Source organism: Arthrobacter sp. NyZ413 (assembly GCF_049390645.1).
GTDB lineage: Bacteria > Actinomycetota > Actinomycetes > Actinomycetales > Micrococcaceae > Arthrobacter.
Window position 1 is genome coordinate 4,239,577 of sequence record NZ_CP155434.1, and the last position, 14,102, is coordinate 4,253,678.

A 14,102-nucleotide genomic window follows, 5' to 3' on the forward strand; every position below is an offset into this window, starting at 1 on the left:
TTGAGGAAACATGACTGAGAAGAAGACCGCCCTTGTGGTTCGGGGCGGCTGGGACGGCCATCAGCCGATCGAGGCCACCGAACTGTTCATTCCATACCTCCGAGGGAATGGGTATGAGGTCAGGGTGGAGGAATCACCCAAAATATATGCCGATACGGAATATATGGCTTCGGTGGACCTAATCATGCAATGCATGACGATGTCCACCATCGAGAAGGATGAGTTCGAGGGGCTGCGCACCGCCGTCGAGAACGGAACGGGGTTGGCTGGCTGGCACGGCGGAATCGCGGATTCCTACCGCAACACCTCCGACTACCTCCACCTCATCGGCGGCCAGTTCGCCTGCCATCCCGGCAAGCACCCGGAGGAGTGCACAGGCGAGCAGTCCGACAATTACGTCCCCTATACGGTGAACATGCTCCCCGCGGCTGCCTCGCATCCGATCACCGCAGGGATCACCGATTTCGGGCTCGTCACCGAACAGTACTGGGTCCTGGCCGATGACTACATCGACGTCCTGGCCACCACCACGCAGAAGGTCCGCGAATGGGATCCGTGGCACCGCGAAGTAACCTCCCCGGCCATCTGGACCCGGCAATGGGGCTCGGGCCGGATCTTCGTGTGCACTCCGGGCCACCGGGTCGAAATCCTCCAGGACGCCAACGTCCGCACCATCATCGAAAGGGGCCTCCTATGGGCAAGCCGCTGAAAGTAGGCATTATCGGCTGTGGCGCCATCATCGCCCAGTACTTGGCGAACTTCCGCCGCCTGGACGCGATCGAATTGGCCGCCGTCGCCGATCTCGACTTTGCACGGGCGCAAGCCGTGGCGGAATCGTACGACGGCGTTCGCGCCCTGTCCGTGGACGAACTCCTGGCGGCGGACGACGTCGACCTCGTCCTGAACCTCACCATCCCTGCCGCACACGCACCGATCGCACTGAAAGCGATCGCCGCCGGAAAGCACGTGTACGGCGAAAAGCCCTTGGCCGCCACTACCGCGGAAGCCCGGCTGGTGCTCGACGCCGCCCGGGAAGCCGGCGTGATGGTCGGCTGCGCCCCGGACACCGTGCTCGGCACAGGAATCCAGACTGCCCGCAAAGCGATCGACGACGGCCTCATCGGTGCGCCGATCTCCGCCACCGCCACCATGGTCACCCCGGGGCACGAACGCTGGCACCCGAACCCTGATTTCTACTACCAACCCGGCGGCGGACCCCTGCTGGATATGGGCCCGTACTACGTCAGCGCCCTCGTCACCCTGCTTGGGCCGGTGGTATCGGTTGTTGGCGCGGCAAGCCACACCCGTCCGACACGTGTGATCGGATCGGGCCCGCGCGAAGGCGAGGAAATCCCGGTGGACATCGATTCGCACGTCACCGGCGTCCTCGTCCACGCCTCCGGGGCTTTGTCGACCCTGTTCATGAGCTTCGACGCGGTCAAGTCGAAGTCGGCGAACATCGAGGTCCACGGCTCCCACGGCAGCCTTGCCGTACCCGATCCCAACCATTTCGACGGCGACGTGCAGCTTTTTGCCTTGGGCGCCGATGCCTGGGAGACCCTGCCGGTCTCGGCCGGGTACCTCGACTCAGGACGCGGCTACGGCATCGCCGACCTCGCCGTGACTGCCGCCGGGAGCGAGCCGCGCGCGGGCGGCCAGTTGGCGTACCACGCGCTTGAAGTCATGGAATCCGTGCTCGAATCAGCGCACAGTGGCTCGGCGATCGCCATCACCAGCACTGTGGCACGGCCTGAGCCTGTCCCGCTGGTGGCCTTGGCGGGCGGGATTTCCGTTGGTGGGGGTCCGGCTGGTGGGGCTGGTTCGGCTCTGGGGTGAGCCGGTAAGGCTTGCTGGAAGCCTGCTGCCTGAGGCGGCGGTCGACCTGAAGCGGCGGCGCGTGAATGCGCCGCCGCTTTTCTTCTACGCTGATGGCGATTGTGGCGCTTCCTGGCGGCTCCTTCAGGGGCTGGCGGGCCCTGAAGGAGACAAACCATGCAGAGTGATTCGTCACCCGCTACACACCTTCGCCTTGTGTGGCCGGAGTGGCAGGGCGCGGGAACTTCGAGCGTTCGGGCGTTGCCATCCATTTCGATGTGGACACCATTGACGCGAACGAAATCCAGCTCGGACTCGGCGCTGACCTAGGTGGCCTCACGAGCGCCCAGGCGCGCCGAGTCGTCTCCGACATCAACTCAAAGGCCGACGTCGTCGGCCTCACGATCGCGGAGTACATACCGCGCCAAGTCATGCATCTCCAGCAGCTCCTCGCGGGATTCCCCCTGATTGGTTAAGGCGCGGGTTGGTTGGGGGCGGGTTGGTTAGGGCGCGGGTTGGTTGGGGGCGTGGCTGGCTCAGGCGCGTGGCTGCTCAGCGGAAACCTCTGCCAGCCAGCCGGTACCCCCCGGCTCACGAATTTGCTCACCACCCGACAAATCCCGCGCCCACCAACTTACTCACGACCCTACAAATCCCGCGCTCACCAACGCGGCGGCCTTTGCATAGTTCTCAATGATGTGGCCCTTGAAGTCCGGCTCCGGTGCGGCATCCAACGCCACGGGCCAGTCTGGCCGCGATCCTGCGAGCGCCCACGCGGCCTGGACGGCTGCGCCTCGGGCAACGTATTCACCCGGACTCGGCACCACGACGGGGAGCTCAAAGACCTGCGCCGCGATCCGTTGCACCGCAGGATTCTGGACTGCACCGCCGATCAGCAGCAGCCGTTCGGCGCGCAGTCCCTGGGCGCGCAGCGCGTCGAACCCGCCAGCGAGCCCGCACAGCATTCCTTCAATGGCCGCCCTCGCGATGTTCGGCCGGGTAGTGGAGGCGATGCTGAGGCCGTGGAAACTCGCCTTCGCGTGGGGCAAGTTCGGGGTCCGCTCGCCCTCGAAATACGGCACGAGCACTACACCGCCCGCACCCGGTTCGGCCTCGAGGGCGAGCTTGGAGAGTTCGTCGAAATCCACGCCGAGCACTCCGGCAATGGAGCTCAGCACGCGTGCGGCGTTCAGCGTCACCGTGATCGGGAGGTACTCGCCGCTCGCGTCCGCGAAGCCAGCCACGGTCCCGCTCGCATCATGTGCTGGAGCAGAGTCAACCGCGAACACCGTACCGCTGGTTCCCACGGAAACAACGACGTCCCCGGCTTTGGCACCCAGGCCCAGTGCCGCGGCGGCATTGTCGCCCGCGCCGACGCCCAGCAGGATTGCGCTCCCATCGGCGTTCCCCGTTCCGGAGGGTCCGAAGCAGTCAGGGTGAATGCGGCCTGCGGTATCGCCAGGACCGAGCACTCGTGGCAGGATGACGATGCCTTCAGGGGGCTCCGTCGTCGACCCCGGCTGAGGCGATCCTCCGTCGAGTGAACCGCCCGAGGCTTCCCGGGCGTCTTGGCCGAACGCCAGTTTGAAGAGGTCGAGGTCGTAGCCGCCGGTCAGGGGGCTCCAGTATCCGGTACCGCTCGCATCTGACCGGTCCGAGGTCAGGGCGTCGAGGTTAGGCCCGAGCGGGCTCACACCAGCTGGACCGTAGCCACGCAGCCGCCAGGTAAGCCAGTCGTGGGGCAAGGCGACGGCGGCGACCTTTGCCACGCTTTCGGGTTCGGTATCCCGTACCCACCGGACTTTGGTGATGGTGAAGGACGCAACCGGAAGTAGCCCAGTCCTTCGAGAGAAGTCCTCGGCGCCCACTTCAGAGATGAGGTCGTTGGCCGCGCCCGCAGATCGCGTGTCATTCCACAGCAGGGCCGGCCGGATCACGTTCCCGTCGCGGTCCAGCAGCACCATTCCGTGCTGCTGGCCCCCGACGGACAGTGCACTGACATCAGACAGTCCGCCGGCGTCGTCGAACGCTTCAGAAAGCGCCCGCCACCACTCTTCCGGATGCACTTCGGTACCGTCCGGGTGGCTCGCCCGGCCTTCGCGGATCAGCGCACCGTTTTCCGCATCCAGGACTACTACCTTGCAGCTTTGAGTAGAGGAATCAACCCCGGCAACCAATGTCATGAGATCAGCGTGCTCCGAGAAGGTGTTCGATGAAAAGCTGCTGGAGCTTCACGAATCCGAAGCCTTTGCCACCGAAGTAGGCATCGGCGTCGAAGTCTTCGTAGGAGGACTTGTCGGCCCGCAGCTGCTCGTAGCCCTCGCCCGGGTTCAGCGTGGGTTCGTTGATTTCCGAGACGCGCGAAGCCTCAAGTGCGGCCTGGACCTCAGGATCGGCACGGAACGCCTTCGAGCGCTCCTTGAGGAGGAGGTAGGTCTGCATGTTCGCCGCAGCGGAGTCCCACACACCGTTGAGGTCCTCGGTCCGGCTGGGCTTGTAGTCGAAGTGCCGCGGGCCCTGGTAAGACGGGCCACCGTCAGGGCCGCCGTTTTCGAGCAGGTCGACCAAGGAGAACGCGTTCTGCAGGTCGCCATGGCCGAACACAAGGTCTTGATCGAACTTGATGCTTCGCTGGCCGTTCAAGTCGATGTGGAAGAGCTTGCCTTGGTAGAGGGCCTGGGCGATTCCGTGGGTGAAGTTAAGGCCGGCCATCTGCTCGTGTCCCGTTTCGGGGTTGATGCCCACGAGTTCCGGGCGTTCCAAGGTTTCGATGAATGCAAGGGCGTGGCCGAGGGTGGGGAGGAGGATGTCGCCGCGGGGTTCATTCGGCTTCGGTTCGATGGCGAAGCGGATGTTGTAGCCCTTGTCAGTCACATAGTCGCCAAGGAGGTTCACGGCCTCGCGGTAGCGTTCCAGCGCTCCTCGGATGTCCTTTGCTGCGTCATATTCACTGCCTTCGCGGCCGCCCCACATGACGAAAGTTTCGGCGCCGAGTTCCGCCGCGAGGTCGATGTTATCGAGCACCTTGCGCAGGGCGAAGCGACGGACGCCGCGGTCATTGCTCGTAAAGCCCCCATCTTTGAAGACCGGATGGCTGAACAGATTAGTGGTAACCATGGGAACCACCATTCCGGTCGCCTTCAAGGCACCCTTCAGTCGGTCGATCTCACGCTGGCGGTCGGCGGCCGAGCATCCGAAAGGGAAGAGGTCATTGTCGTGGAAGGTGATGCCGTAGGCACCGAGGTCGCTGAGCCTGTTCACCGCTTCCACAGTGTCGAGGGGCGGGCGGGTGGCCGAACCGAACTGGTCCTGGGCCTCCCACCCGACTGTCCATAGGCCGAATGAGAATTTGTCTTCGCGAGTGGGCTGAATCGCCATTGAATGCTCCGGGGGGTTGTGTCGGGTGCCGCGGGTCGGTGGATTGACGAGCGGGTTAGCGAAAAACGAATTGTTTCGCTACCAAACATATTATGGATTCTGCGAATGTCAACCGCTTCCTTCTGGAAACTTCGGGCTCAAAAATCACCGAAAACCCTGGCGAACGCGGACCGACCCTGTTATGTTGTTGAGGACATCAAATAGGGACGCAGGCCCTCGGAACGAAGGAATCAACCGTGACTGATCAGCTGGTGGCGGAACGCAACTGGGCAGGAAACTACAGCTACCTGGCACCTCGGATTGTCCATCCGGAAAGCGTGGCCGAACTCCAGTCACTCGTGGCCGACGCGCAACGGGTTCGCGCGCTCGGATCCCGGCATTCATTCAATTCCATTGCGGATTCGGCGGGCACTCTCACGGTGCTTGACCGTCTGGAGCCGGACATCCGGATAGACGCTGCCAACATGACAGTTACGGTGAGCGGCGGCACCCGTTACGGGACGCTCGCGGCGGAACTTCAACGCCAAGGTTTTGCCCTCCACAACTTGGCCTCGCTGCCGCACATTTCCATCGCCGGCGCCGTCGCCACCGCAACCCACGGGTCCGGGGACGCCAACGCCAACCTGGCCGCGGCTGTCGCTGGCCTCCGAATGGTGACGGCGGACGGCAATCTCCTCACCGCACGCCGCGGGGACGAAGACTTCGCCGGCATGGTTGTGGGACTGGGTGCACTCGGCATCGTCACCGAACTGACTTTGGACATTCAGCCGAGCTTTGACGTCGCCCAGAATGTCTTCGAAAACCTCAGTTGGGAGCGTGTACTCGACGACTTCGACAACGTCACGTCCTCCGCTTACAGCGTCAGCCTTTTCACTGATTGGAGCGGCGAAACCATCGGTCAGGCGTGGCTGAAACGGCGCAGCAGCGATTCGGTTCCGGACGTGTTCTTCGGCGGCACCCCCGCCACCGAAGCCCGCCACCCTCTTCCGGGCGTATCGGGCAGTAACTGCACGCAGCAGCTTGGTGTTCCCGGCCCATGGTCCGATCGGCTCGCCCATTTCCGGATGGAATTCACTCCGAGCCAGGGCGAAGAACTGCAAAGCGAATATCTGGTTCCCCGCGAGCACGCGGTCGAGGCCCTGCGAACCATGCGGAGGCTCTCCGACGTCGTCACCCCCCTGCTCCTCGTCGGCGAGATCCGCACGGTGGCAGCTGACGACCTCTGGTTGAGTGCCAACTACGGCCGCGACGGCATTGGACTTCACTTCACGTGGCGCCAGGATCAGCCGGCCGTCGAGGCCATCCTGCCGCTGATCGAATCAGAGCTGGCGCCCTTCGCAACAAGGCCGCACTGGGGCAAACTCTTCAACGCGGACGCTGCCGCAATCGCTCCCTTGTATCCGCGCTTCGCCGACTTCATCGCTTTGGCAAACCGCCTCGACCCGTCCGGAAAATTCCGTAACGACTTCCTCGACCGCACGGTGTTCGGGAGCTGATATTGTCGCGATGATGCCCTCCCCAACCCGCAGTCCCGCCCTAGCCAGCGAGCCGGACCCGTCACGCCGCAACAACTTGGCCCTGCTCACTTCATTGATCCATCACAATGGCCTGCTCAGCCGAGCGCAACTCACTAAACAGACCGGGCTGAACCGTTCCACGGTAGGCACGCTGATCGGGCAGCTGGTGGATCTCGAAGTGGTTTATGAGGCAGCACCCTCCGGGGAGGCCCAAGTGGGAAGGCCGAGCCCCATCGTCCATCCTCGGCCGTCCATCGCGGCTTTGGCGGTGAACCCGGAGATCGACGCTGTAACTATCGGCCTGGTCGGGCTCGGCGGAAAAGTCCAGAAGAAGATCCGCTTCGAAACCGAGAGGATCCCCACGGCCAAGGAAGCTGTGAACATCGCTGCAGCAGTCATTGCGGGGATGCGGTCCGAGCTCGATGCGGCCTACAGGATCACCGGGGTGGGCATCGCCGTACCCGGACTAGTCAACCTTGAGGACGGGGTGGTGCGGCACGCTCCGCATCTGGGTTGGCTGAACGAACCGGTGGCAAGCATGCTCAGCGAGGCCACCGGCTATCCTTGCCACGCTGCAAACGACGCCTCCCTCGGCGCCGAGGGCGAACTCCTTTTCGGCGCGGGCGCCGGCCAGCGCAATTTGATCTACCTCAACGGCGGGGCCAGCGGTATCGGCAGTGGAATCATTGCTGGTGGCGCGTTGCTTCGAGGCGCATCAGGCTACGCCGGGGAGCTTGGGCACACTTTCGTACGCACGTCGGGCAAACCGTGCCATTGCGGCGCCACCGGCTGTCTCGAAACCGAAGTCTCGCAATCATCCCTCTTTGAACTAGCCGGGCTGGGTGGAGGAGATGCCAGCCAGCTTGAGGCGGCCCTCAGCGGGAACCTGAGCGCAGCCGCTGCCGCGGAAGTTAGCCGCCAGCTTGAATATCTTGGCATCGCGCTCCGCAATGTGGTGAACACCTTCAACCCCGAGTCGATCGTCCTTGGCGGATTTCTCGGCGTCCTGCACTCTTTGTCGCCGGGCACGCTCGAAGCCTTCATCGAGTCCCAGGCAATGGACGGCCCGGCCGGCGAGGTCAAGATCCACCGCGCCTCCCTCGGTTCGGATCTGATGATGATCGGTGCCGCCGAACTCGCCTTCACGCAGTTCCTCGCTGACCCTGCCGGCACCCTCTCCGCTCTTCCCATGAATAAGGTCGACTATGTCCATGCCATCCTCCCCAGCTGACACCGTGACGCGCTCCCCAGCGGCGTCAGGCGGCGAGGTGTCAGCCGCCGCTTCATCGTCCCCAGTAGCCGCTGGCACTACATCACCCATGGGCGAGCACCATGAACTCAAGGCCACCCTTGGCGGCCGAAGCCAGCGGTTCGTAATTACTGAGGTCGCCGCGAGCCTGCGCGAACTACAAGTGGACGGCATCGAACTCATCCAGGACTACCCCACCGATGCCCAGCCGCCTTGGTGCTCGGGGTGGGTTTTGGTTCCGTGGCCAAATCGGGTGGCAGGCGGCGCATGGACCTACGACGGCGACGTCCAGCAGTTGGAGATCACTGAACCCGAGCTTGGCAACGCCCTCCATGGCTTGCTGACCCGCACCACTTACCGCGTCTCAGCACGCACAGCGGACAGCATCACCCTCGACGCCGGGATCTCACCCCAGGCAGGATACCCCTTCGAACTCGCGACGTCCGTCCGCTACCAACTCGTCCAGGACGGCCTGCTCGTCACCCATCGCCTTGAAAACACCGGAAATCATGCGGCACCCGTCGCGATTGGCGCGCACCCGTTCCTCCGCCTCGGTACGGTGCCGACAGAAGAGCTCACGCTGTACATCAACGCTGATACCCATATCGAGGTGGACGAACGCCTCAACCCGAGCGGCATCACCACGGACGTGGACGGCACGAAAAACGACTTCCGCACTGGCCAATTGGTGGGTCACGTGAACCTCGACGACGCGTGGAGTGGCGTCCAGCGCGAAGCCGACGGAAGCTCCGTCCACTACCTCGAAGCACCAGACGGAAGCCAGGTCCAGATGTTCATGGATGCCTCCTTCGGGTACATCCAGGCCTTCACCACTACGGAGTTTGCCACCACCGGCGGCATGGTTACCGCCGTCGCCGTCGAACCGATGACAGCACCCGCGGACGCTTTCAACAGCGGTGAAGGGCTTCGTTGGCTCGAACCCGGGGACGTTTGGGAGGCCAGTTGGGGCATCCGATACCGGCACGCCTAAGTTCGGCCCGGGACCGGATAGGCCGCCATGGCGAGCCACCTGAGTACCAGTTCCTCGTAGGCAATTGCGAGAGTTATCCAACTCGCTTTCGCAACTTTGCGCATCAACATCGTCCGCGAAGGCTGTCCAAGACAGGAAGACGCCGCAGCCACACCGATCAAATGGCTGGGATGACCGAGATTAGCGCCATAGCGACGTTTGCTCGTGCAAGGACCATTCCGCGGCAACTGGGCTAGCTGTACTCGGCCATGACTCAGGAGCTACGGACCTACCCACCAGCGTTCGAAGAGGCATACCTTCCGATCGTTCTACTGGAGCGGGCTGTTCCGTATCAAGATCTGGGGGCGGGATCGTGGTGCGCGTGAAATCCCGGAACAAAGTGGACCAACATGTCGATCTGGCGTGCGCCTTCCCCGGATCCAGGGGATTCCAACAGCATCAGGTGCAGCACAAATTGCCTCCCGACTCGCGAAATGACTAGCGACACCGGAATTCCAGTAGCGCCAGTGAATTTCCGCCTCGCCAGTGAATTTCCGCGTCGCCAAGGGCACCCCGCGTCGCCAAGCACACCCCGCATCGCCAAGCGGACGCCCCCGCGAAGTACCCGACTACCCCTCCCCAGGCCAGCCCGTGTACGACTCCGCCAGGTACGCCCGGGCATGCCGGGAGGAGACGACGGAGTGGAGTTCACCGATCTGTCGGGCGCGGCTGAAATCGTCGGCGTCGGGCGAGGTGTGGAGCATGGAGGTCATCCAGTAGGAAAAATGCTGGGCTTTCCAGACCCTTTCGAGGGCCCGGTCGCTGTAGGACTCCAAGAGCGCGGAAGATCGGCTGCCGTAGAAGGCGTCGAGGCCTTCGAAGAGCACTTTGACGTCGTGAAGCGCGAGGTTGAGTCCTTTGGCGCCGGTCGGCGGGACGGTGTGCGCGGCGTCCCCGGCGAGGAACAGATTGCCGTGCCGCATGGGGGTTTGGACGAAGCTTCGGAAAGGCAGGACCATCTTTTCGAGGACCGGGCCTTCCTTGAGTTCGAAGCCGTTGCCATTGACGCGTTTGCGGAATTCGGACCAGATTCGTTCGTCGTCCCAGTCAGCCACGTTTTCCTTGGGGTCGCACTGGAAGTACATGCGTTGCACGTCCTCGGTGCGTTGGGAGATGAGGGCAAAGCCGTTCCCGGAGTTCGCGTAGATGAGTTCGTCGGAGCTGCGTGGGGCTTGGGCGAGGATGCCCAACCAGGCAAACGGGTATTCGTGGAAGTGCCGCTTGCGCTTCGCTTCGGGAATCTGCGAGCGGCAGTGGCTCCGGGAACCGTCGGCACCGACCAGGAAGTCGGCCTGGATCTCGAAGTCCTGGCCGTCAGCGTCGGTGAACCGGACCGTCGGCCTGTCCTCAAGGTCGTCGATGGTGGTGTTCGTGACGCTGTACCGGACGTCGCCGCCGTCGATACTCCGTCGTGCGGCGAGGTCGAGGAAAACGTCGGTCTGAGGGTAAAGCCACACCGATTCGCCCACGAGTTCCTTGAAATCGATCCGGTGGCTTTCGCCGTTGAACCGTAACTCGATGCCGTCGTGCCGGTCGCCGTCGCGCAGCACCCGGTCCGAAACGCCGCTGTCCACGAGCAAGTTCACAGAGCCGTGCTCCAGGATGCCGGCGCGGACCGTTTCGGCGATCTCCTGGTGGCTGCGGACTTCGATCACGATCGATTCGATGCCCGATGTTGCCAGCAAGTGGGAGAGCATGAGGCCTGCCGGGCCGGCGCCCATGATGGCCACTTGGGTGGTGATGACTTTGCGTGCCACTGTTCCTCGCTTCGTTGCGGAGTGCGGTTGCGGATGCGGTGCGGAGTCCGGTAATTCCCGCCTGATTTGCACACCAGTGTGACGCGCGCCCCATGCGAGGCGTTAGCCGTATTCCGATCAACGGAATTATTCGGCGAGTCGCCGCCCAATCCCACGAGCCGCCGTCTGCAGGGCCGGCACCAGCGCCTGCAGGCGCATTTCCGCGAGGGGAACCACGACGCCGAGCGCGGCCACCGTTCGCCGCTTCACGTTGCGGACGGGCACCGCGATCCCCCACGTGTCCGGATCCACTACGCCCGCGAGCTGGGCATAGCCCTGCTGGGCGGTTTCGGCGAGAAGGTGGCGAACGACGTCGGCCGTCACCTTGCCGGCAGGGTCACTGAACTGTTCGAGGTACTCCGCCTGACGTTCGCGGGGCTGGTTGGCCATGAGCGCAAGTCCGACCGAGGAAATGTGGACGGGCATGCGTCCGGCAACGCGGGCGCGGTTGGCCACGGAACCACGACGGGACAGCCGCTCGACGAACAATGCCTCCCAACCATCCAGGACGGCAAGGTTCACGTTCTGGTTCAGCACCTGCTGGATGTCTTCCATGAACGGGACCGCGGCCTGGCGCAACGCCAAGGTAGGCGAATTGCGGTTGACGAGCTCCCAGAGCCTCATGCCCAAGCGAACATTTCCGGCGGCGCCGAGTTCCAGGAGCCCGTGTTCGGCGAGTTGGCGGACCAGCCGATGCGTGCTGGTGAGCGGCAGTCCCGCTGTCGCGGCCAGTTCCGAGAGCCGCAGTGACGACGAACCTTCGGGAAAAGCCTCAATGATCCGGACTATCCGGTCCACCACGGAATCACCGGACGCCGAGTTGGCCACGCGCGCCCTCAGAACCCGGCAGGGAGCAAGCCCATTGAAATCCGGGCGGCGGCCTCGAGGATGTCTTCCTCGTCGGCGTCGACATCGCGGGCCGCCATCCCGAGCATGTTGATTGTCAGCAGGGCGAATCGGACCCTCAACTGATCTTCAACGCTGGCGCCGGGAGGAGTGAGGACGCTAAACAGCTCCGCGACGACGGCAGCCATCCCCTCTTGTTGTCCGGCTTCGGACTTGAGTTCCCTGACAAGACGGTAGTTGGAACCGAGGAAACGGAACATGCGCAGTCCTTGGGCGTGGACGATCGCAGTCCACTTCTCAATCACGGCCCGGCGCAATTCCGGGCTCGGCTCCTGCGTCCGGGCCCAGGCCACAAGGTCGGCAATTTGTCCGCGCATGGTTTCCATCAATGCGCGGACAATGTCTTCCTTGCTTTTGAAGTGGTAGTAGAGCGCGGCCTTGGTGAAGCCGAGCTCCTCGGCGATCTGCCTCATCGACGTCGACTCGTAACCCTGCTCTGAAAAGAGGCGCAGGGCGACCGCCTGGATATTTGCACGGGTCCCGCCCACCGACGGGACAGTCGCGTCGCTCAAAAGTGTCATGTGCGTACTTTCCTTGATACTCAGCCGGCTTGCCAACTAACCGGCCGGTAAGTACCATACTAACCGAGCGGTAAGTGGACCGCAAAGACAACTTCCTAAGGACTCCAACGCATGAAAGCTGAACAGGATCCAATGCCCGCCCGGCTGTCGCCGCGGCAGATCGTGACCGCCATGAGCGGTCTCATCATTGCCATGCTGCTAGCCCAACTGGACAACATGATCGTTGCCCCGGCACTTCCGACCATCGTCGGTGAACTCGGTGGAATGGACCATCTCGCGTGGGTCACCACCGGCTATGTCCTCGCGTCTACCGTAGCCACGCCGATTTGGGGCAAGCTCGGCGACATCTTTGGACACCGCCGCACTTTCATGACCTCGATTGCCGTGTTCCTCCTCGGATCGGCGCTCTGCGGAATGAGCCAGGACATGGCGCAGCTCATCGGTTTCCGCGCATTCCAGGGCCTCGGCGCAGGCGGCCTGATGGTCGGAATCATGGCAGCGATCGGGCTCATGGTCCCGCCACGCGAACGCGGCAAGTACCAAGGCATCATGATGGCCGTCATGCCATTGGCCATGATCGGCGGCCCGTTGCTTGGCGGTTTCATCACGGACAACGCGTCCTGGCGCTGGGCGTTCTACGTCAACCTTCCCCTCGGCATCCTTTCCTTGGTGGTGTGCTGGTTCACCCTCAAATTGCCTAAGCAGAACCGGACGGAGAAGGTCCGCATCGACTGGTGGGGCTCCGCGGTATTGACCGTCTGGATCACCGCGCTCGTGCTCATGCTCAGCTGGGGCGGAAGCCAGTACGACTGGAATTCGCCCGAAATCATCGGACTCGGCGCGATTGCCGCCGTCGGGCTCGTCGTCTTCCTGGTGATTGAAAACAAAGCCGCCGAACCCGTCATCCCGCTTCGCCTCTTCAACAGCAGCAACTTCTCGCTTGCGAACGCCCTCGGTTTTATCGTCGGATTCGCCATGTTTGGCGGCATCACGTTCCTTCCCCAGTTCCAGCAGTACGTCCAGGGCCAGTCCGCTACCAACAGCGGCCTCCTGCTGATGCCGATGATGATCGCGGCCATGGTTGTCTCGCTGAGCGGCGGCCTCGTCATCACCCGCACCGGGCACTACAAGTCGCTGCCGGTCATCGGGTCCGCGCTCATGGCTGTTGGACTGTACCTGTTCTCGACCATGGGCCTGGACACTCCCGCCTGGCAGTCCGGCGTCTACATGGCCGTGCTCGGCGCAGGCATGGGCTGCATGATGCAGACCACCAACCTCATCGCCCAGAACAGTGTGCAGATCACGGACATCGGCGCCGCAACCGGAACCAGCACGTTTGCCCGTAACATGGGCGGTTCCCTCGGAATCTCGGTCCTCGGATCGATCTACGCGAACCGCCTCACCGACACCATGGGCAACGGTGGCGGCGGCGGACTACACCAGAGCGGACAGATCACGCCCGCAGCCTTGCACCAATTGCCCCAGGCCATCCAGGACCTGTTCAAGACTGCCGTGACGAACGGCATCCAGAGCGTGTTCCTGTGGGCCGCAATCGTGGCCGCCGTCGGGTTCGTCCTGGCGATGTTCATCCGCCACGTCCCGCTGCGCGGACACGCCCCGACTCCCACCGAGGCAGCGGAGGCAACCGCGGAAGAACTCGCCTTCTAGGAGCGCTTTCCCGGGGTGCGGGAATGGACATGTCCATTCCCGCACCCCATTGCTGTTTAAGCCCGACGGCGGAAATCACCTACCGCGTCGACCGGCGGCGGGCGCCGAAGCACTGTTACGTTTGCTGCGACGCGAGTCGGATGGCCAGGGACGTCGATAAAATCCCTTCCGCGATCGCGGTGAACCACGGCCGGCGTTCGGTGCCGAGGGGTGGCGGCACGG

12 protein-coding genes are annotated in these 14,102 nt (G+C 63.5%); 7 read left to right on the top strand and 5 right to left on the bottom strand.

The features are described 5' to 3' along the window. Positions 1-10 precede the first annotated feature (10 nt). The 3 genes from ABCW42_RS19780 (at position 11) to ABCW42_RS19790 (ending at position 2,291) form a co-directional block, all read left to right on the top strand. A complete protein-coding gene (locus ABCW42_RS19780) occupies positions 11-709 on the top strand; it encodes a ThuA domain-containing protein (RefSeq protein WP_423182783.1) in 699 nt (232 codons plus the stop codon). After that, positions 694-1,836 (top strand): Gfo/Idh/MocA family protein, encoded by a 1,143-nt coding sequence (locus ABCW42_RS19785; protein ID WP_423182784.1) that lies wholly within the window; start codon positions 694-696, stop codon positions 1,834-1,836. The genes ABCW42_RS19780 and ABCW42_RS19785 overlap by 16 nt, the downstream gene beginning before the upstream one ends. 197 nt (positions 1,837-2,033) lie before the next feature. Continuing rightward, positions 2,034-2,291: a hypothetical protein gene (locus ABCW42_RS19790; protein WP_423182785.1), complete on the top strand. Its 258-nt coding sequence runs from the start codon at positions 2,034-2,036 to the stop codon at positions 2,289-2,291. A gap of 162 nt (positions 2,292-2,453) precedes the next feature. Here ABCW42_RS19790 and ABCW42_RS19795 read toward each other — a convergent pair whose 3' ends face one another. Further along, complete coding sequence (locus ABCW42_RS19795) at positions 2,454-3,998, bottom strand: xylulokinase (protein WP_423182786.1); 1,545 nt, start codon at positions 3,996-3,998, stop codon at positions 2,454-2,456. A 4-nt stretch (positions 3,999-4,002) separates the two neighbouring features. Further along, complete coding sequence (gene xylA, locus ABCW42_RS19800; RefSeq protein WP_423182787.1) at positions 4,003-5,193, bottom strand: xylose isomerase; 1,191 nt, start codon at positions 5,191-5,193, stop codon at positions 4,003-4,005. 236 nt (positions 5,194-5,429) lie between these two features. Between xylA and ABCW42_RS19805 the strand changes: the two genes are divergently transcribed. The 3 genes from ABCW42_RS19805 (at position 5,430) to ABCW42_RS19815 (ending at position 8,950) form a co-directional block, all read left to right on the top strand. Then, positions 5,430-6,689, top strand: a complete 1,260-nt coding sequence (locus tag ABCW42_RS19805; RefSeq protein ID WP_423182788.1) for an FAD-binding protein — start codon at positions 5,430-5,432, stop codon at positions 6,687-6,689. A 10-nt stretch (positions 6,690-6,699) separates the two neighbouring features. Then, complete coding sequence (locus ABCW42_RS19810) at positions 6,700-7,941, top strand: ROK family protein (RefSeq protein WP_423182789.1); 1,242 nt, start codon at positions 6,700-6,702, stop codon at positions 7,939-7,941. An 88-nt stretch (positions 7,942-8,029) separates the two neighbouring features. Beyond that, positions 8,030-8,950 carry an aldose 1-epimerase family protein gene (locus ABCW42_RS19815; protein WP_423182790.1) on the top strand — a complete coding sequence of 307 codons (921 nt, stop codon included), beginning with the start codon at positions 8,030-8,032 and terminating at the stop codon, positions 8,948-8,950. A gap of 608 nt (positions 8,951-9,558) precedes the next feature. Here ABCW42_RS19815 and ABCW42_RS19820 read toward each other — a convergent pair. The 3 genes from ABCW42_RS19820 to ABCW42_RS19830 form a co-directional block, all read right to left on the bottom strand. Beyond that, positions 9,559-10,746 (bottom strand): 4-hydroxybenzoate 3-monooxygenase, encoded by a 1,188-nt coding sequence (locus tag ABCW42_RS19820; RefSeq protein WP_423182791.1) that lies wholly within the window; start codon positions 10,744-10,746, stop codon positions 9,559-9,561. 126 nt (positions 10,747-10,872) lie between these two features. After that, on the bottom strand, positions 10,873-11,613 hold the full coding sequence (locus ABCW42_RS19825) for an IclR family transcriptional regulator (protein ID WP_423182792.1): 741 nt from the start codon (positions 11,611-11,613) through the stop codon (positions 10,873-10,875). Positions 11,614-11,621: 8 nt separating this feature from the next. Continuing rightward, positions 11,622-12,212, bottom strand: coding sequence for a TetR/AcrR family transcriptional regulator (locus ABCW42_RS19830; protein WP_423182793.1), 591 nt, complete (start codon positions 12,210-12,212; stop codon positions 11,622-11,624). 111 nt (positions 12,213-12,323) lie between these two features. On the opposite strand from ABCW42_RS19830, the gene ABCW42_RS19835 reads away from it, so the two are divergent. Continuing rightward, positions 12,324-13,880, top strand: a complete 1,557-nt coding sequence (locus tag ABCW42_RS19835; protein WP_423182794.1) for an MDR family MFS transporter — start codon at positions 12,324-12,326, stop codon at positions 13,878-13,880. The last annotated feature ends 222 nt before the right edge of the window (positions 13,881-14,102 follow it).